17 protein-coding genes are annotated in these 16,478 nt (G+C 64.2%); 12 read left to right on the top strand and 5 right to left on the bottom strand.

The window, feature by feature from the left end; translation table 11 throughout:
* Nucleotides 1–107: 107 nt before the first annotated feature.
* From E8M83_RS24900 to E8M83_RS24890, 3 genes are read left to right on the top strand one after another with little or no spacing between them, the layout of a single operon-like run.
* Nucleotides 108–1,271 carry an exo-alpha-sialidase gene (locus E8M83_RS24900; RefSeq protein ID WP_137176039.1) on the top strand — a complete coding sequence of 388 codons (1,164 nt, stop codon included), beginning with the start codon at nt 108–110 and terminating at the stop codon, nt 1,269–1,271.
* Entirely contained in the window at nt 1,271–1,990 is a 720-nt protein-coding gene (locus E8M83_RS24895; protein WP_137176082.1) for a hypothetical protein, read from the top strand. Before E8M83_RS24900 ends, E8M83_RS24895 begins: the two co-directional genes overlap by 1 nt.
* A 4-nt stretch (nt 1,991–1,994) precedes the next feature.
* Nucleotides 1,995–2,816, top strand: a complete 822-nt coding sequence (locus tag E8M83_RS24890) for a hypothetical protein (protein ID WP_137176038.1) — start codon at nt 1,995–1,997, stop codon at nt 2,814–2,816.
* 80 nt (nt 2,817–2,896) lie between these two features.
* Here E8M83_RS24890 and E8M83_RS24885 read toward each other — a convergent pair whose 3' ends face one another.
* The gene (locus E8M83_RS24885; protein ID WP_137176037.1) at nt 2,897–3,094 is read right to left on the bottom strand and encodes a hypothetical protein; all 198 of its coding nucleotides are present in this window, start codon (nt 3,092–3,094) and stop codon (nt 2,897–2,899) included.
* 75 nt (nt 3,095–3,169) lie between these two features.
* On the opposite strand from E8M83_RS24885, the gene E8M83_RS24880 reads away from it, so the two are divergent.
* On the top strand, nt 3,170–3,583 hold the full coding sequence (locus tag E8M83_RS24880; RefSeq protein ID WP_229491905.1) for a PACE efflux transporter: 414 nt from the start codon (nt 3,170–3,172) through the stop codon (nt 3,581–3,583).
* Nucleotides 3,584–3,589: 6 nt separating this feature from the next.
* Here the strand turns inward: E8M83_RS24880 and E8M83_RS24875 are convergent, their stop codons facing one another.
* Nucleotides 3,590–4,033 carry a DUF4440 domain-containing protein gene (locus E8M83_RS24875; protein WP_137176036.1) on the bottom strand — a complete coding sequence of 148 codons (444 nt, stop codon included), beginning with the start codon at nt 4,031–4,033 and terminating at the stop codon, nt 3,590–3,592.
* Nucleotides 4,034–4,158: 125 nt separating this feature from the next.
* Here E8M83_RS24875 and E8M83_RS24870 point away from each other — a divergent pair, with 125 nt between their 5' ends.
* Genes E8M83_RS24870 through E8M83_RS24860 form a run of 3 tightly spaced genes read left to right on the top strand, consistent with a single transcriptional unit; the run spans nt 4,159 to nt 5,614 of the window.
* Nucleotides 4,159–4,596, top strand: a complete 438-nt coding sequence (locus E8M83_RS24870) for an antitoxin Xre/MbcA/ParS toxin-binding domain-containing protein (protein ID WP_137176035.1) — start codon at nt 4,159–4,161, stop codon at nt 4,594–4,596.
* 11 nt (nt 4,597–4,607) lie between these two features.
* Nucleotides 4,608–5,282, top strand: a complete 675-nt coding sequence (locus tag E8M83_RS24865) for an RES family NAD+ phosphorylase (RefSeq protein ID WP_137176081.1) — start codon at nt 4,608–4,610, stop codon at nt 5,280–5,282.
* Between the two features lie 11 nt (nt 5,283–5,293).
* Nucleotides 5,294–5,614: a DUF2288 domain-containing protein gene (locus E8M83_RS24860; RefSeq protein ID WP_137176034.1), complete on the top strand. Its 321-nt coding sequence runs from the start codon at nt 5,294–5,296 to the stop codon at nt 5,612–5,614.
* 117 nt (nt 5,615–5,731) lie between these two features.
* Here the strand turns inward: E8M83_RS24860 and E8M83_RS24855 are convergent, their stop codons facing one another.
* The gene (locus E8M83_RS24855) at nt 5,732–7,744 is read right to left on the bottom strand and encodes a bifunctional 2',3'-cyclic-nucleotide 2'-phosphodiesterase/3'-nucleotidase (protein WP_137176033.1); all 2,013 of its coding nucleotides are present in this window, start codon (nt 7,742–7,744) and stop codon (nt 5,732–5,734) included.
* A 133-nt stretch (nt 7,745–7,877) separates the two neighbouring features.
* Here E8M83_RS24855 and prfB point away from each other — a divergent pair.
* The 3 genes from prfB to lysS all read left to right on the top strand — a co-directional run bounded on the left by prfB (nt 7,878) and on the right by lysS (nt 11,227).
* A protein-coding gene (gene prfB / locus E8M83_RS24850) for a peptide chain release factor 2 (RefSeq protein ID WP_137176032.1) occupies nt 7,878–8,982 on the top strand; the annotation gives its coding sequence in 2 pieces (ribosomal slippage) (nt 7,878–7,958 and nt 7,960–8,982; 1,104 coding nt in all).
* 14 nt (nt 8,983–8,996) lie between these two features.
* Complete coding sequence (locus tag E8M83_RS24845) at nt 8,997–9,662, top strand: HAD family phosphatase (protein ID WP_137176031.1); 666 nt, start codon at nt 8,997–8,999, stop codon at nt 9,660–9,662.
* 26 nt (nt 9,663–9,688) lie between these two features.
* A complete protein-coding gene (gene lysS, locus E8M83_RS24840; protein WP_137176030.1) occupies nt 9,689–11,227 on the top strand; it encodes a lysine--tRNA ligase in 1,539 nt (512 codons plus the stop codon).
* A gap of 59 nt (nt 11,228–11,286) precedes the next feature.
* Here lysS and ppnN read toward each other — a convergent pair whose 3' ends face one another.
* Nucleotides 11,287–12,693, bottom strand: a complete 1,407-nt coding sequence (gene ppnN, locus E8M83_RS24835; RefSeq protein WP_137176029.1) for a nucleotide 5'-monophosphate nucleosidase PpnN — start codon at nt 12,691–12,693, stop codon at nt 11,287–11,289.
* A 255-nt stretch (nt 12,694–12,948) separates the two neighbouring features.
* Here ppnN and E8M83_RS24830 point away from each other — a divergent pair, with 255 nt between their 5' ends.
* The gene (locus tag E8M83_RS24830) at nt 12,949–14,454 is read left to right on the top strand and encodes a peptide MFS transporter (RefSeq protein ID WP_137176028.1); all 1,506 of its coding nucleotides are present in this window, start codon (nt 12,949–12,951) and stop codon (nt 14,452–14,454) included.
* A 65-nt stretch (nt 14,455–14,519) separates the two neighbouring features.
* On the opposite strand, the gene E8M83_RS24825 is transcribed toward E8M83_RS24830, so the two are convergent.
* Nucleotides 14,520–15,419, bottom strand: a complete 900-nt coding sequence (locus tag E8M83_RS24825; protein WP_137176027.1) for a LysR substrate-binding domain-containing protein — start codon at nt 15,417–15,419, stop codon at nt 14,520–14,522.
* Nucleotides 15,420–15,523: 104 nt separating this feature from the next.
* On the opposite strand from E8M83_RS24825, the gene E8M83_RS24820 reads away from it, so the two are divergent.
* The gene (locus E8M83_RS24820) at nt 15,524–16,435 is read left to right on the top strand and encodes an NAD-dependent epimerase/dehydratase family protein (RefSeq protein WP_137176026.1); all 912 of its coding nucleotides are present in this window, start codon (nt 15,524–15,526) and stop codon (nt 16,433–16,435) included.
* The last annotated feature ends 43 nt before the right edge of the window (nt 16,436–16,478 follow it).

Here is a 16,478-nt window from a genome sequence, read left to right as displayed (position 1 = left end):
ATTTAGCGTCAGCAATCCCGCAGCGTGACAGCATCGCTCCCGGGACCCTCGATGTCAGAGCCCGCCAGTGCAGGACGCAGCTGCTGGGTTCCCTCTACTGGAAGCGAATGGAGAATCCCCAGATCCCTCAGCCGCGCCCCCGCAATCTCGTCTTGCTCGGCTGTGTGTTGCTCGTGCTGCTCATGCTCGGCGCCGAAGGCCTGCGCTGGATGCGCAGCGCTCACGCCGCCGCCCAGCCGAGCCTGGCCGGCGCCGCCCATGGCGGTCCGGTGACGCTCACCGAGCTGTCCAGCACCCATATCCCCGCACCGCACGGCATGCCGTCGGCCCACGCCAGTTCGATGACGCCGCTGCCGGGCAACCGCATGCTGGCCTTCTGGTGGGCCGGCAGCCGCGAGAGCGGCCCCGACGTCAAGGTGTATGCCTCGACCTGGGCCAATGGCGCCTGGAGCGCGCCGTGGGTGGTCGCCAGCCGCGAATCGCTGGGCGCCGAACTGGGCTTCGGCGTGCGCCGCATCGGCAATCCGGTCGCCTGGACCGACCGCGACGGCAAGATCCACCTGTACGTGGTGGCCACCGGCCTGGGCGGCTGGGCCGCATCGCGCATCGCCCATATCGTGTCGCAAGACCAGGGCGCCAGCTTCCGCATGCGCCGCGTGCTGCCGACTTCGCCGCTATTCAATACCAGCGCCCTGGTGCGTACCTCGCCGCTGGCGCTCAGCGATGGCGGCTGGTGGCTGCCGGTCTATTTCGAGATCGGCAACAAGTATCCGATGCTGATGGCCTTCGACGCCCAGGGCAACCCGACCTCGCTGGCGCGCATCGGCCAGACCACCTCGACCCTGCAGCCGGCCATCGTGGCCGTCTCGAAGACCGAGGTGCGCGCCCTGCTGCGCGACGACAGCGAAGCGCGCCGCATGCAGCATGCGACGAGTATCGACGGCGGCGCCAGCTGGCAAGACCTGCCGGCGCTCGACCTGCCGAACCATAACACCTCGATGGCGGCGATTCGCCTGGCCAGCGGCCAGTTCCTGATGCTGCACAATCACGCGGCGGACGACGCCTCGGCGCGCAGCGTCCTGCGCCTGTCGATCTCGGAAGACATGCGCAGCTGGCGCACGGTCGCCGACATCGCCAGGGGCAAGGCCGGCGACGAATTCTCGTATCCGACCCTGCAGCAGGTCGGCGACGAACTGCACGTCACCTATACCTGGCAGCGCCAGGCGATCGCCCACCACCGCTACCGCATCCAGGCTGGAGGCACGATGTGATGAACCTGCCGGATCTTTCCCTGCAAATCCTGTACGGCCGCCTGGGCTGGGCCATCGTGCTTGCCACCCTGGCGTGCGCGCTGTGGCGCCGCCTGGTCCCGCAATCGGCCCAAATGTCGCGCGTGGCGCTGGCGACGGTGCTGGCCGTGTCGCTGGCGGCAATGGCCCTGCCGGGCGAGCTGTCGCCGGCTTGGTGGCTGGGCCTGGCCTTCCAGTACCCGAGCGGCCTGCTGGTTGGCTGCTGCCTGTTGCGCCTGGCCGAGCGCTGGAACGGCATCCGCCGCAGCCAGGCCATGCCGCAGGCGCTGGCCGGGGTGCTCGTCGTCGTCGGCGCCCTGCTGTACATCGACGCCGTCGGCTTCTTGGCGCGCGGCTTCTATTACGCCGGCTTCGGCGCGGCAGCGGCGCCGCTGTTCGGCATCGTCGCGGCGCTCGGCTGCGTGCTGGCGATCGTGCGCGGCCATGCGCGCGGTCCGGCGGCGAGCCTGCTCGGCGCGCTCGCCCTCTTCGCCCTGCTGCGCCTGCCGACCGGCAACCTGTGGGATGCCGTGATCGACCCGCTGCTGTGGGGCTGGGCCGTGGTCGCCCTGCTGGCCGCCGCCCTGCGCCGTACCGGACGCCGCGCCTCGGACCGGGTGGCCGAACCGGACCCTGCCCCAGCGCCGGGGCCCGCACTGCAGCCGCTGGCAACAGAACAATTTTCGTCTTTGAAGGAGTAACTTAGTGGTAGATAACAAATGGTACAAGCATCCGGTGATCGTCTCGGCCACCGTCATCAACGCATTCTGCCTGCTGCTGGCCCTGATCTGGGCAAACAATCCGCATGAACTGGCGCGCCTGCTGGTGGAAGACGGCATCGTCGAATGGATGCAGTTCCTGGCGTTCTCGCTCACTTCTGGCCTGCTGGGCTATGTCGCGATCGACCGCTGGAAAACCGAGGGCTTCAATCTCGGCGTGCTGGTGCTGGCCGGCCTGACCGGCCTGGTCGCCCTGGCCGCACTGGAAGAGATCAGCTGGTTCCAGCGCATCCTGCAGATCCAGTCGCCGGAGTGGTTCCTGCAAAATAACCGCCAGGCCGAGACCAATCTGCATAACCTCGGCTTTGGCAAGGAAAGCCTGCACAAGGCGGTGCTGCTCAAGATCATCGTGATCACGGGCCTGATCCACAACCTGTTCCTGCCGCTGCTGGCGCGCAAGCGTCCGGCCATCCGCGCCTTCGTCGAGCGCTTCGGCCTGTACCTGCCGCCGCTGGCCGCCTCGGTGCCTTACCTGATCCTGGTGATCCTGTCGCACCTGCTGGTCGACCATCCGCGCAAGGGCGAACTGGGCGAGACCTTCGGCGCCGTGCACTATATGGCCACCGTGTTCGGCGCTTATTTCGTTGGCGTCAACTACGGCAAGAAGCCGCTGTTCGAAGGCATCAATGCGCGCCGCGTGTCGGTGCTGTTCACGGTGCTGATGTTCTATCTCTTGATGACCGGCTGGATGCTCAGCGCGGGCGCAGGCGCCGATGCGGCGCTGGCCACCGGCCTGGGCGCGGACTAAAAACCTGGCGCGCACCGTCGTGCCATGAAGCCATCCGGATCGCTTCGATGCGCCACCGCCCATCGAAGCGATCCGTCCCGTCAGTCGCCACCCTGGCGATACCCGGCACATACCTGCCCCATGAAATCGACCACGGCCCTGATGCGCGCGCTGCTGCGCATCGACAGCCAGATATCCTGGCCGAGTTCGGGGATGTGGGGAAGCGGAGCCACCAGGTTCTCCTGGTCGGCCGCCAGGAAGGTCGCCAATACGCCGACCTCGGTTTCTCTCCTGTGCATACATTGATCGTGTATGCGATGATGCGGCCCCCACGTTTTACAGAGGAATGTTCTTTATGCGTAATCTGCGCGACCGTGTTCGACACGCTCCTGTTCGAGGCAGTCGCCCTCGCCATTTTCATCCCCGGATCGGCGGCGCTGTTCGACCAGCCGGTCGATCATATGGGCGTGATCGGCATCGCCTCGGCCACCATCGCGACCGTCTGGAACTTCGTCTTCAATATGGGGTTCGACCGCGCCATGCTGCGCCTGCGCGGCAGCGTCGAGAAAACGATGGCGATCCGCGTCGCCCATACTTTCCTGTTCGAAGCGGGACTAGTCGTGATGCTGATTCCCCTCATCGCCTGGTACCTGGGCATCGGCCTGTGGGCGGCGCTGGTGATGGACCTGGCGATCGTCACCTTCTACCTGGTGTACGGCTTCCTGTTCAACCTGGCCTATGACCGTATATTTCCGATCGCAACGCTGGGTGCGCCACGTGGCGCGTAGCCGGGCTTACTTCCTGCAGTCGCAACCACGGTCGAACACGACCGCCCAGCGCCCCGGCGCTTCGAGCCGCCACACCGAGTTGTAGCTGCCGATCCGGCGCCCGGCGGCATCGCGGATCGGGCCGGTGCTATAGGCCAGCGTGCCCGATTCGACCACCTCCACCTGTTCCGGCTCCCACGAGAACGGCGGCTGCGCGCCGTCGTAATGGGGACGCCAGGCTCTCATCACCGCCTCCTTGCCGCGCAGGGCGCCGTCGGCCGTCATGAAGACCGCCTCGCGCGACAGGTATTTCGCGAACCCTTCGAAATCGCGCGCCGCCATCGTGGCGGCGAAGGCACGCTCATGTTCCATCACCTGGCTGCGCACATCCTGGGTCGACAAGCGCGCCTGCCCGGCCGCAGCGGCAGCCACGAGGCAGACGACGATCAGTGACAGGGAGCTCAGGCGCATGGGATCAGGTCAGAATCTTTGCTGTTTGGCAATGAGGCGATTTTGTCACGCAGCGGCCCGCTTGACAACCGGTCCTTGCATGCAATACTAAATCGGAGTATAAACAATCCTATATCGGAGGAATCATGAGCCTGGCCTATGCCTACCCCAAGAGCCGCTTCGAACCGGCGACCCTGGTCGACCTCAATTCGCGGGCCGAGCGCGAGCGCCTGTCGCAGTCGGCACTGAAAGGTTTCTTCAAGCTGGCAGCGGCCTGGAGCCTGCGCGACGACGATGCGCGCGAGCTGCTGGGCGGCCTTTCGTCATCCGCCTTCTACGACTGGAAGAAGAACCCCGACCGGCTGCTCGAAGTCGACCGCATCACGCGCATCTCCTACCTGCTCGGCATCTACAAAAGCCTGCACATCCTGTACGGCGACAAATTGGCCGACGAATGGGTCCAGCTGCCGAATACCAACCCCGTATTTGCCGGCCGCACGCCGCTCGCCTTCATGCTCGGCGGCGGCCTGCTCGCGATGCAAAGCGTGCGCCGCCTGCTCGATGCCCGGCGCGGTGGCCTGTGAGCCTGAAACTGATGCCGCGGCTCACGCTGCTGCGCAAGAACGATACCTGCCGCCTGATCCCCTCGCGCTTCGCCGACATGGAAGACTCGGTGCTGGCGCCGCTCGCAGAGAGCGACGACATCCTGCGCGACCTGTTCGACCTCGATAACGCGACCAATGACCGCCTGCGCGGCGAGTCCGGGCTGTTGCCGGGCATCGGCATGGACGAACTGGTATTCGGCGTGCCGAACTTCCGCATCATCAATGCGGCCTTCACCTATGCGCGGCCCGAGGGCAGCCGTTTCAACGACGGCGAGCGTGGGGCCTGGTATTGCGGCTTCGATGCCGAGACCTCGCTGGCCGAGGTCATCTTCCACAAGACGGTCGAATACGCCGAGATCGGCCGTTTCGACGACAGCGTCAGCTACCAGTGCCTGCTAGCCGATTTCAGCGCCAGCTTTCACGATGTGCGCGGGATTGCCGCCTATGAGGATTGCCTGGATCCGGCCAGCTACGTCGCGTCGCAGGCGCTGGCGAACGAGCTGCTCGAGGGCGGATCGATGGGCGTCATCTATCCCAGCGTGCGGCATCCAGGCGGTACTTGCCTGGCCTGTTTCCGGCCGGCGCTGGTTGGCAATGTGCGCAAGGCGCAGACCTATCGGTTAACATGGGCGGGTTCGCCGCATCCTGCGGTCGAGATTCCTTGAACAGATTCACCATGAAAACCAAACCCGAGAACGACACCGAACTGCATGACAAGATCAACCGCGAGACCGGCCGCGTCAAATGGAGCGAGCTGGAACGCCACTTCGCCAGCGGGTCGGTGATCTGGGTCAGCGAGGCGCTGGACCTGATCGAGGTCGCCCTGCGCATCGCCCACGACGACCGCGAGAGCGTGACGCGCTGGATGAACGAAGGGGCCGTGGCCAAGGTCAGCGATGCGCAGGCACAGGGCTGGCTGCAAGCCGATGAAGTGCTGTGGGCGTCGGTGGTGAGCCCCTTCGTGCTGGTGCAGCCGGAGAAGAAGCAGTTGCATTGACGTGATGCCGTAGGGTTGGCGGCTTTGCCGCCGACGCGTCGATTGCTAACTGCTCCTATATCGTACCGAATGATCTAGCCGCCAACGATCACCGCGTCGGCGGCGCAGCCGCCAACCCTACTTCGACAGATCCACCGCGTACAGCGCGGTGCCCTTGCCGCTGCCATCGTCGGCCTGTAACTGGCTGACGTTATCGATGCCCGCCTCTTGCGCCAGCCCGACCAGGTCCGGCGCCGAATGGAACACCACCGGCCCCGCCGTCTTGACCGGCGCAAAGCGCCAGCTGCGCGCCGAGCCCTGCGCCTTGCGGCCCAGTTCCTTCGCATTGCGGATGTAGTCGATCAGGATGTCGCGGTTATTGTCCGGCGATGCCAGTACCACATTGCTGCCATCCAGGCCCGGGAAGCCGCCGCCACCGCTGGCGCGGTAGTTATTGGTCGCCACCAGGAATTCCTGGCTCGCGTCGACCGGCTTGCCCTGGTAAGACAGCTTGCGGATCCGGTCGCCCGGCGCACGCGTCACGTCGATTTCGTAGCGCACGTCGGGCGAGGTGATCGTGTCGAAGTTGAAGCTCGGGAAGCGGGCATTGACCAGCTCCTGCGCCTCGCTCTTCGAAGGGTCGATCGTGTTGAAGCGCCCCGCCGCCGTCTCGAGCCAGGCCTTGAGGCCCGCGCCGTCGACCTTGACCGCATACAGCGAGTTCGGGAACAGGTACAGGTCGGCCGCATTGTTCAGCGCCAGGTCGCCCGCCGGGACGTCGGTGTAATCGGCGACGGTCGGGAAGCCGGCCTTGAACGGCGCCGTCACCGACAGCACCGGCAACTTCGCGTACTGCGGCAGGTTGGCCTGCACGTACTTGCCGACGTATTCGGCCTGGGCGCGGTTCACCACTTCCAGCGCCGATGGGTCGCCGACGTCGGCGAAATAGGTCGTCATGCGAAACGCCGAGCGGCCGACCGGCGTCTTCACGTAGGCGATGGTCGCCTCGTGCTCGGCGCGTACCAGCGCCGTGACCTGCGCATCCGGCTCGACGAAGGTCTTGGGCGCGGTCTGGGTCGAACGCGCTTCGACCACGGTCTTGTCCTGCTCGACGGTCCAGCGCTTGCCGTCGGATTTCAGATGGAGTTGAACCACCCCCAGATGCTTGCCCCACTGGCTCGGCATCACGGCCGGCACGCCGTGCACCAGGCCGCGCACCTTGTCCACGCCGGGCAGGTTGAACTGGGGCACGCTGCTGTCCTTGTTCGGGAACAGCTGGTGCGAATGGCCCATCAGTACCACGTCGACACCCGGCACCTTCGCCAGGTGCCAGTTGGTGTGTTCCATCTTCGGCGAATAGGCCGCATCGTCCAGGCCCGAATGGCCCAGCACCACCACCAGCTCGGCGCCCTTCTTGCGCATCTCGGGGATGTAGCGCTCGGCGCTGGCGCGGATGTCCACGGGTGTGACACGGCCCTCGAGCCAGCGCTTGTCCCATGACATGATCTCCGGCGGCGTAAAGCCGATGATGCCGACCTTGACGGTGCTTTCGACCCGCTTGCCGTCCTTGCCGGTCGCGACGATCTTCTTGTCGATGATCTTGTACGGGGCGAACAGCGGCTGGTTCGTCTGCAGGCTATGGATGTTCGCCAGCACGATCGGGAAGTCCGGGCCCGCGCATGGCCTGGCCTGCGGCTGGACGTCCTTGACCTTGAAGCTGCTGCCGGTGATCTGGTTCAGGAATGGCAGGCCGTAGTTGAACTCGTGGTTGCCGACCGTGCCACCCTCGTAGCCGAGCGCGTTCATGATCTTGTAGATGCCCAGCACCTGGTCGCAGCCCGGCGGTTTCACCAGCGCCTGGTAGTCGGCGAAGGCCGTGCCCTGGATCGTGTCGCCATTGTCGAGCAACAGCGTGTTGGCGAACTCCTTGCGCGCCTGGCGGATGAGTGTCGCGGTGCGGTCGAAGCCGATCGAGGCGTCCGGCGCCAGCTTGTAGTAATCGTAGCCGACCACGTTCGAGTGCAGGTCGGAGGTCTCGAGCACGGCCAGCAAGGCGGTCGAACCGTTTGGCGCCTGGGCGGCGTAGACGGGAAGGATGAGCAGCAGCGGCGCGAAGGCGATGCCGATTTGGTAACGCAAATGGCGGTTCATGGGGAATCCGGGAAACGAGACGGGGCGATGATACGGCAGCGGCGACCGCCATGGCAATCCATACGGCGTCATCAAGCGGTCGTCGGGTATAATCCCCGGTTCGATTCAACCAACTAATGAGACTGCCGAGACCATGGAAGCCGAACGCATCAACGCCATTTCCGCCCTGCTGACCGACCTGACGGGTCGTGAGGCCGAACTTCGGAGGTATCTTTGACTTCGATAAGAAGTCGGAGAAACTAGAGCAGGTCAACCAGGAGATGGAAGATCCATCGATCTGGAACGACCAGAAGAAAGCCCAGGAAATGGGCAAAGAGAAGAAGGCGCTGGAAGGCGTCGTGCACGTGCTCGAGAAGGCCAAGGCCGACCTGGCCGATGCACGCGACCTGTTCGACATGGCGCGCGAAGAAGGCGACGACGACACCATCGAAGCGGTGTCGGGCGACCTCGAAGGCGTCCAGAAGATCATCGAGGCGATGGAGTTCCGCCGCATGTTCAGCAACCCGATGGACCATGCCAGCTGCTTCATCGACATCCAGGCCGGCGCCGGCGGCACCGAGGCGCAAGACTGGGCCTCGATGCTGCTGCGTCAATACCTGCGCTACTGCGAACGCAAGGGCTTCAAGGCCGAGATCCTCGAACAGTCCGAGGGCGAGGTCGCGGGCATCAAGACCGCCACCATCAAGGTCGACGGCGAATACGCCTATGGCCACCTGCGCACCGAGACCGGCGTGCACCGCCTGGTGCGCAAGTCGCCGTTCGATTCGGCCAACGGCCGCCACACCTCGTTCACCTCGCTGTTCGTGTACCCGGAAGTGGACGACTCGATCGAGATCGAGATCAACCCGGCCGACGTGCGCATCGATACCTACCGCGCATCGGGCGCCGGCGGCCAGCACATCAACAAGACCGATTCTGCGGTGCGGCTGACGCACGGCCCATCGGGTATCGTCGTCCAGTGCCAGAACGACCGCTCGCAGCACCGCAACAAGGCCGAGGCCTGGGACATGCTGCGCGCCAAGCTGTACGAGCTCGAACTGCGTAACCGCATGAGCGAGCAGCAGAAGCTCGAGGACTCGAAGACCGACGTCGGCTGGGGCCACCAGATCCGCTCGTACGTGCTCGACCAGTCGCGCATCAAGGACTTGCGCACCGGTTTCGAGACGGGCAATACCAAGAACGTGCTCGACGGCGATCTGGACGATTTCATTTCCGCATCCCTCAAGCAGAACGTTTAACAGGTAGAGACCCGATGACCACACCCGCGCGCGCGCTGATCTTCGACATGGATGGCACCATCGTCGACAATATGGACTTCCACACCCAGGCGTGGATCACCTTCTTCGCGCGGCGGGGGCAGACCATCGAGCCGGACGCGTTCTTTCGCGACACCGCCGGCCGCCAGGGCAAGGAAATCCTGCGCCATTACCTGGGCGACGAGCTTGGCGACGACGAACTGGCCACGCTGAACCACGAGAAGGAAGTGCTGTATCGCGAGCTGTACGCCCCGCACCGCCGCACCCTTCCCGGCTTCGACGCCTTCATCGATGCAGGCGCCGCCAAAGGCTGGAAGCTGGCCGTGGCCACCTCTGCGTCGCCTGGCAGCGCCAGCTTCATTCTCGACGAGATGGACCTGCATCGCCGCTTCGACGCGGTGGTGGTCGGCACGGTCGACGTCCCGCGCGGCAAACCCCATCCGGACGTGTTCCTGAAGGCGGCCGACCGCTGCGCGACGATGCCGGCCCAGTGCATCGTGTTCGAGGACGCGCCCTTGGGCGTGGAAGCGGCGCACCGCGCCGGCATGCGCGCGGTGGTGCTCACCACCACCCTGCCGGCCGAGGCGTTTGCCGAATTCGACAATGTCATCGCCATCGTCAACGATTTCACGCAGCTGGACGTTGAATCGCTGCTCGCATGAACATCCAACACCAGAACCAATCAAACATGAACACCGAAAACCAAGAACAGGTCCAGCCAGCCGGCGCCGATGAAAACAAGATCATGGCCGAGCGCCGTGTCAAGCTGGCCGCGATCCGCGACAAAGGCATCGCCTTCCCGAACGACTTCGTCCCGCAGCACAAGGCCGCCGACCTGGTCGAGAGCTACAACGGCAAATCCCGCGAAGAATTCGAAGCCGAACCGGTCGCCGTCGTGCTGGCCGGCCGCATGATGCTGCGCCGCGAAGCAGGCAAGAAAGCCGCCTTCGCGACCCTGCAAGACAGTTCCGGCCCGGCCGCCAACGGCCGTATCCAGGTCTATATCGCCCTCGATAACGCGGGTGAAGATGCAATGGAAGCGCTGCGCAGCTACGACCTGGGCGACATCCTGGGCGTGGAAGGCACCCTGTTCAAGACCAAGACCGACGAGCTGACCGTCAAGGTCAGCCAGCTGCGCCTGATCGCCAAGGCGATCCGTCCGCTGCCGGACAAATTCCACGGCCTGGCCGACCAGGAGACCAAGTACCGCCAGCGCTACGTCGACCTGATCATGAACGAAGACACGCGCCGCACCTTCAAGGCACGTACCGCCGCGATGTCGTCGATGCGCCGCTTCATGGAAAAGAACGGCTTCATGGAAGTCGAGACCCCGATGCTGCACCCGATCCCGGGCGGCGCCGCGGCCAAGCCTTTCGTCACCCACCACAATGCGCTGGACATGGAAATGTACCTGCGCATCGCGCCCGAGCTGTACCTGAAGCGCCTGGTGGTCGGCGGCTTCGACCGCGTGTTCGAGGTCAACCGCAACTTCCGCAACGAAGGTGTCTCGGTTCGCCACAACCCTGAGTTCACGATGATGGAATTCTATGCGGCCTACACCGACTACAAGTGGATCATGAACTTCACCGAAGAAGTGATCCGCCAGGCCGCGATCGACGCCCACGGCAGCGCCGTGCTGACCTATGGCGGGCGCGAGCTCGACCTGTCCAAGCCCTTCCAGCGCCTGACCATCGTCGAGGCGATCGACAAGTACGCGCCGGGCTATGCGCCGGAACAGCTGAACGACGCCGAGTTCATCAAGACCGAGCTCAAGACGAAGTTCGGCGTCAAGCCATTCGCCACCGCCGGCCTGGGCGCGCTGCAGCTGGCGCTGTTCGAAGAGACCGCCGAAGCGCTGCTGTGGGAACCGACCTTCATCGTCGACTACCCGGCTGAAGTCTCGCCGCTGGCGCGCGCGTCGGACACGCGCGAAGGCGTGACCGAGCGCTTCGAGCTGTTCATGGTCGGCCGCGAGATCGCCAACGGCTTCTCGGAGCTGAACGACCCCGAAGACCAGGCCGCGCGCTTCCTGGCCCAGGTGGCCGCCAAGGACGCGGGCGACGACGAGGCGATGTTCTACGACGCCGACTACATCCGCGCGCTGGAATACGGCATGCCGCCGGCCGGCGGCTGCGGCATCGGCATCGATCGCCTGATGATGCTGATCACCGACTCGCCGAACATCCGCGACGTGCTGCTGTTCCCGCATCTGCGCAAGGAAGACTGATACAGGAAAGCCGCCGAAAGGCGGCTTTCTTTATCGGCGCCGATACTGCCGGCCCCACTTTATTGCACGATCGTATAGCACGGCGTATACGCCTTGCCCGGCAGCTTCATGCGGCTCTGTTCCACGAACGACGCCAGCAGCGCATCCATCGGGGCCATGATCTCGGCCTCGCCACTGATCTCGTACTTGCCGTACTGCTCGATCGCGCGGATTCCCTCTTCCTTCACGTTCCCGGCCACCACCCCTGAAAACGCGCGGCGCAGATTGGCCGCCAGGAGATGCGTCGGAATGCCGCGGTGCAGGTCGAGGTTGCGCATATTCTCGTGCGTCGGCCGGAACGGCTTCTGGAACTCATGGTCGATCTTGAGGCGCCAATTATAGTAATAGGCGTCGCTGTTCGCCTTGCGGAAGGCGCGCACCTCTTGCACGCCGGCCTGCATCGCGCGCGCGACCGCGTCCGGGTCGTCGATGATGATCTGGTAGCGCCGCTGCGCCGCCTCGCCCAGGGTCACGCCCAGGAAAGCGTCGATCTGGGTGAAATAGTCGCGGCTCGACGCCGGCCCGGTAAAGATCAGCGGGAACGGGATCTCGGCGTTATCCGGGTGCAGCAGGATGCCCAGGATGTACAGGATCTCTTCGGCGGTGCCGGCGCCGCCCGGGAACACGACGATGCCATGGCCGGTGCGCACGAAGGCCTCGAGACGCTTCTCGATATCGGGCATGATCACCAGGTCGTTGACGATCGGATTGGGCGACTCGGCCGCGATGATGCCCGGCTCCGAGATGCCGAGATAACGGCCGCTGCCCAGGCGCTGCTTGGAGTGGCCGATGGTGGCGCCCTTCATCGGGCCTTTCATGGCGCCCGGTCCGCAGCCGGTGCAGATGTCCATCTCGCGCAGGCCCAGCGCATAGCCGACCTTCTTGGTGTAGTTGTATTCGATGCGGCTGATCGAGTGGCCGCCCCAGCACACCACCAGGTTGGGATTACGCTGCGGCTGCAGGACATTGGCGTTGCGCAGGATGTGGAATACCGCGTCAGTGATGCCTTCGCTGCGGGTCAGGTCGAATTTGGGGTTGTCGGTGACGTCGAAATTCACGAACACGATATCGCGCAGCACCGAGAACAGGTGTTCGTGGATGCCACGGATCATCTTGCCATCGACAAAAGCATTGCCAGGGGCGTTACGGATATCGAGCTTGATGCCGCGCTCGCGCTGCAGGATGCTGATCTCGAAGGACGCATAGCGCTCCAGCAGCTCCTTGCCGTCATCGATGTCGCTGCCGGTATTCAGTACGGCCAGCGCGCATTTTCGAAATACATCGTACAGGCCGGCCTGGCCGGTTTCGAGCAGCTTGGCCACTTCGGCCTTGGACAGCACTTCGAGCCGGCCTTGCGGCGAAATCAGGGTGTCGACCAGTTGCAGGCTTTCGGGTGAGACAAGTGTATCGACTACTTCGTGGGTCATGATCCTGTTTTCCTCTTCTCTTCAAAGAAACGTTACAGCCTATACAGCAATATACGCCAAACCGTGGCGCCGCGTGCCCCAAAACCGTGAGCCGCGCGGGGTGCAGTGCACCATCTTCGAACCGTATTAACACATCTGGAAAAAGATTTCTTGTGATGAAGAATATGCACTAGAATGCCTGCCTATTGGAATGTTCGACCTTCGAATGGCTCCATATAACTATTACTCTGTCATTACATTTTCGGGAGGAACCGCATGAGCGGTGCAGCTACTACACCCGCCAGCCGACCTCTTCCAGAATTCAAGCAGATCATGGGCCATCCAGCACCGCTGTGGATGCTGTTCATGACCGAATTCTGGGAGCGTTTCGCTTTCTATGGCATTCGTTGGGCACTCGTCCTTTATATCGTCGCCCAGTTCTACGGCGGCGACGCGGCCGGCCAGGCCGACGCCAACCTCACCTACGGTTCCTACCTCGCGCTGGTGTATGCCGGCGCCGTCTTCGGCGGCTACGTGGCCGACCGCGTCATCGGCTACCAGCGCTCGATCCTGGTCGGCGCCATCTTCATGGCAGCCGGCCTGTTCATGATTTCGATCCCGAACCATGACGTGTTCAAGCTCGGCCTGGCGACCATCATCGTCGGCAACGGCATGTTCAAGCCGAATATCTCGACCATGGTCGGCCAGCTGTATTCGCTGAACGATACCCGCCGCGATTCGGGCTTCACCATCTTCTACATGGGCATCAACGTCGGCGCCTTCTTCGCACCGATCCTGACCCAGATCCTGGCTGAGAAGGTGTTCGGCACCCAGGCCATGCCATCGTACAAGATCGTGTTCCTGGCCTCGGGCATCGGCATGCTGATCTCGCTGTTCTGGTTCTACGTCGGCCGCAAGTCCCTGAAGGGCATCGGCGCGCCGATCGGCGACCTGGCCAATCCGAAGCGCCTGATCTTCACCATCATCGGCGCCCTGGTCGTGATCCCGGTCATGTACCTGCTGCTGCAGGCCGGCGCCAACAACCTGCAAGTGCTGCTGACCATCCTGTTCATCGGCCTGGCAGCGATGCTGGTCATGGAAGGCATCCGCGAAGGCAAGGTCGCGCGCGACAAGACCTGGGCCATGATGATCATCTTCTTCTTCAACATCCTGTTCTGGTGCTTCTTCGAGCAGGCGGGCAGCTCGTTCACCTTCCTGGCCGACAATATCGTCGACCGCAACTTCGGTGACTGGACCTTCCCGGTCGCCTGGTTCCAGTCGGTGAACTCGGTCGCCATCATCGTGTTCGCGCCGATCATCGCCGCGATCTGGGTGTGGCTGGGCAAGCGCAATTCGAACCCGTCGATTCCGCGCAAGTTCGGTCTCGGCCTGGTGTTCAACGCGCTGGCCTTTGGCCTCTTGATGTACGCGCTGTCGCAGCTGATCAACGACAACGGCAAGATCCCGTTCTGGACCCTGTTTGCGGTCTACGTGATCCAGTCGATCGGTGAGCTGTGCCTGTCGCCGATCGGCCTGTCGATGGTGACCAAGCTGGCCCCGACCCGCCTGGTGGGCCTGGGCATGGGCGGCTGGTTCCTGTCGACCGGTATCGGCAACAACCTGTCGGGCATCTTCGCCTCGCACGTCTCGGGCGATACCGGCATGTCGGTGACCTCGGCACTGGGCGGCTACAGCTTCGGCTTCTGGTCGCTGCTGGGCGGCGGCGTGCTGCTGCTGCTGCTGGCGCCGGTGATCCAGAAACTGATGCATGGCGTGAAGTAACAGCGTCCTGATTCAGTGAGAGCGGCGGCCTCGGGCCGCCGTTTTTCATTCATGCTTCACGGATTCTAGCGATGATCGAGATGCGCGCTCATGGCCGCCATCTCGGCCACCATCCATTCATGGAAGCGCCGGACCTTCAGCATGTGTTCCTTGTGCGGGTTGGCGAGAAAACGATAGCCGTTCGCAAACGGCACGCTGCGGCACGGAATCTGGCGCAATGCGCCGGAAGCGATGTCCTGGAACGCGATCCCGTACGGCACCAGGGCCACGCCCTGCCCGGCCACCGCCGCCTGCACCAGCACGCCCCAATGGCTGTAGGCACGCGAGAAATCGTACTTGCCCTTGAGCGCACGGTTTTCGTTGAGCAGCTGCAGCCAGGCTTCGGGCGAATGCACGATCAACAGGCGGTGCTCGCCCAGGTCGGCCAGGGTCAGCGCGGCCTGGCCAGGGGCCAGCAGTTCGGGGCTGTAGGCCGGCACCAGGCGCTCGCGAAACAGCACCGTCGGATCGCCATCGGTCACCGTGCCATAGCGGATCGCGACGTCGGTGCTGTCGGCCTGCAGGTCGACCGGGGCGTCGTTAGAATCGAGCCGGATGTCGAGTTCGGGATACAGCTTGGTAAACCGGTGCATGCGCGGCACCAGCCACTTGATCGCGAACGAGTGGGTGGTGGCAATGCGCAGCACGGCTTCTTCGTCGCCGCTTTGCAAGGCGGTGACCTTGGCGCGCAGGTCGCCCAGCATGCGGGCGGTGGCGATCGCCAGCTCCTGTCCCTTCTCGGTGAGCGCGATGTGGCGCGGATGCCGCACGAATAACGCGAACCCGATATTTTCCTCGAGCTGCTTGACCTGCAGGCTGACCGCCGCGGGAGTCTTGTGCAGCTCGCGCGCGGCCAGCTTGAAGCTGCCCCAGCGCGCGGCGCACTCGAAGTCGATCAGGCCGGAGAGGCTGCGCAATGCCTTCACGCAGACCTCATGGCTAAGTTTTTCTTATTCATTGGCATGTCTTTTTCTCGTTTGAAGAATTGTACTGCGGCTAGGAAAATGGTGGCGATCATACAAGGAACGCCATGCCCAAGAATATCCTCGTCATCGGTGGAACCCGGTTTTTCGGCAAGCTGCTGGTGCAGCGCCTGGTCCGGGCTGGCCATCACGTCACCATCGCCAGCCGCGCCTACGCGCCGGACCCCTTCGGCGCACGCATCACGCGGGTGCGCGTCGATCGCCGCAACGAGCAGGCCATGCAGGCCGCATTCGGCGGCAAGCAATTCGATATCGTCTACGACCAGATGTGCCATTCGCCGCTCGACGCGGCCATCTCGAGCCGGGTCTTCAAGGGCAAGGTCGGGCGCTACATCATGACGTCGACGGTCGACGTCTATCGCGCGCTGGAACCTCAATCGCAAGCCTTCGACGAAGAATCGCTGCACGTCGACGCCCAGCCGATCGACACCGGCTATCCATGGCACGATCCGGCCCGCGCCGGCGACAGCCAGGTCGCCGGCAAGGTCCAGGCCGAAGCCTATCTGTACCGCGCCGGCGGCATGCCGGTGGTGAGCGTACGCATGGCGCACGTGCTGGGCGGGGTCGACGATTACACCGGTCGCCTCGCTCACTACGTCGACCAGGTGCGCCAGGGTGCCGTGCTTCCTTATACCAGCGCCAGGGCGCGTACGTCCTTCATCGAGGCGCGCGAGGCGGCCGACTTCCTGGCCTGGGCCGGCGCCGAGGCGTTTACCGGACCGGTGAACGCGGCAGCCGACGGCGCGCTGTCCGCCTACGAGCTGCATGGCCGCGTGGCGGCGGCGCTGCAGGCGACTGCGCGCACGCGCAAGGTGGCGACAGGCAGCGCATCGCCTTTCGACCTGCTCACGCCGCTGGTGCTCGATACTTCGCGCGCCAAGTCGCTGGGATACCGGTTCAGCCATATCGACGACTGGATCGACAGCGCGATTCGCCAGCACGACCTGGCCCACGTCTGAACAGTCGTCTCCAATGAACGACGCCGGCTCGAAGCCGGCGTCG

Source organism: Massilia sp. HP4 (genome assembly GCF_005222695.1).
Classification (GTDB): Bacteria; Pseudomonadota; Gammaproteobacteria; order Burkholderiales; family Burkholderiaceae_D; genus Telluria.
The sequence above is the reverse complement of the archived record's forward strand: the minus strand, read 5'-3'. Positions and strand labels throughout refer to the sequence as shown.

What these genes read in the sequence shown, in the direction of transcription:
- E8M83_RS24830 (WP_137176028.1), top strand. Translation starts at nt 12,949, where the DNA reads ATGAGCGGTGCAGCTACTACACCCGCCAGCCGACCTCTTCCAGAATTC.
- E8M83_RS24845 (WP_137176031.1), top strand. Translation starts at nt 8,997, where the DNA reads ATGACCACACCCGCGCGCGCGCTGATCTTCGACATGGATGGCACCATC.
- ppnN (WP_137176029.1), bottom strand. Translation starts at nt 12,693, where the DNA reads ATGACCCACGAAGTAGTCGATACACTTGTCTCACCCGAAAGCCTGCAA.
- E8M83_RS24895 (WP_137176082.1), top strand. Translation starts at nt 1,271, where the DNA reads ATGAACCTGCCGGATCTTTCCCTGCAAATCCTGTACGGCCGCCTGGGC.
- E8M83_RS24820 (WP_137176026.1), top strand. Translation starts at nt 15,524, where the DNA reads ATGCCCAAGAATATCCTCGTCATCGGTGGAACCCGGTTTTTCGGCAAG.
- E8M83_RS24870 (WP_137176035.1), top strand. Translation starts at nt 4,159, where the DNA reads ATGAGCCTGGCCTATGCCTACCCCAAGAGCCGCTTCGAACCGGCGACC.
- E8M83_RS24860 (WP_137176034.1), top strand. Translation starts at nt 5,294, where the DNA reads ATGAAAACCAAACCCGAGAACGACACCGAACTGCATGACAAGATCAAC.
- E8M83_RS24865 (WP_137176081.1), top strand. Translation starts at nt 4,608, where the DNA reads ATGCCGCGGCTCACGCTGCTGCGCAAGAACGATACCTGCCGCCTGATC.
- E8M83_RS24875 (WP_137176036.1), bottom strand. Translation starts at nt 4,033, where the DNA reads ATGCGCCTGAGCTCCCTGTCACTGATCGTCGTCTGCCTCGTGGCTGCC.
- E8M83_RS24900 (WP_137176039.1), top strand. Translation starts at nt 108, where the DNA reads ATGGAGAATCCCCAGATCCCTCAGCCGCGCCCCCGCAATCTCGTCTTG.
- E8M83_RS24855 (WP_137176033.1), bottom strand. Translation starts at nt 7,744, where the DNA reads ATGAACCGCCATTTGCGTTACCAAATCGGCATCGCCTTCGCGCCGCTG.
- lysS (WP_137176030.1), top strand. Translation starts at nt 9,689, where the DNA reads ATGAACACCGAAAACCAAGAACAGGTCCAGCCAGCCGGCGCCGATGAA.
- E8M83_RS24885 (WP_137176037.1), bottom strand. Translation starts at nt 3,094, where the DNA reads ATGCACAGGAGAGAAACCGAGGTCGGCGTATTGGCGACCTTCCTGGCG.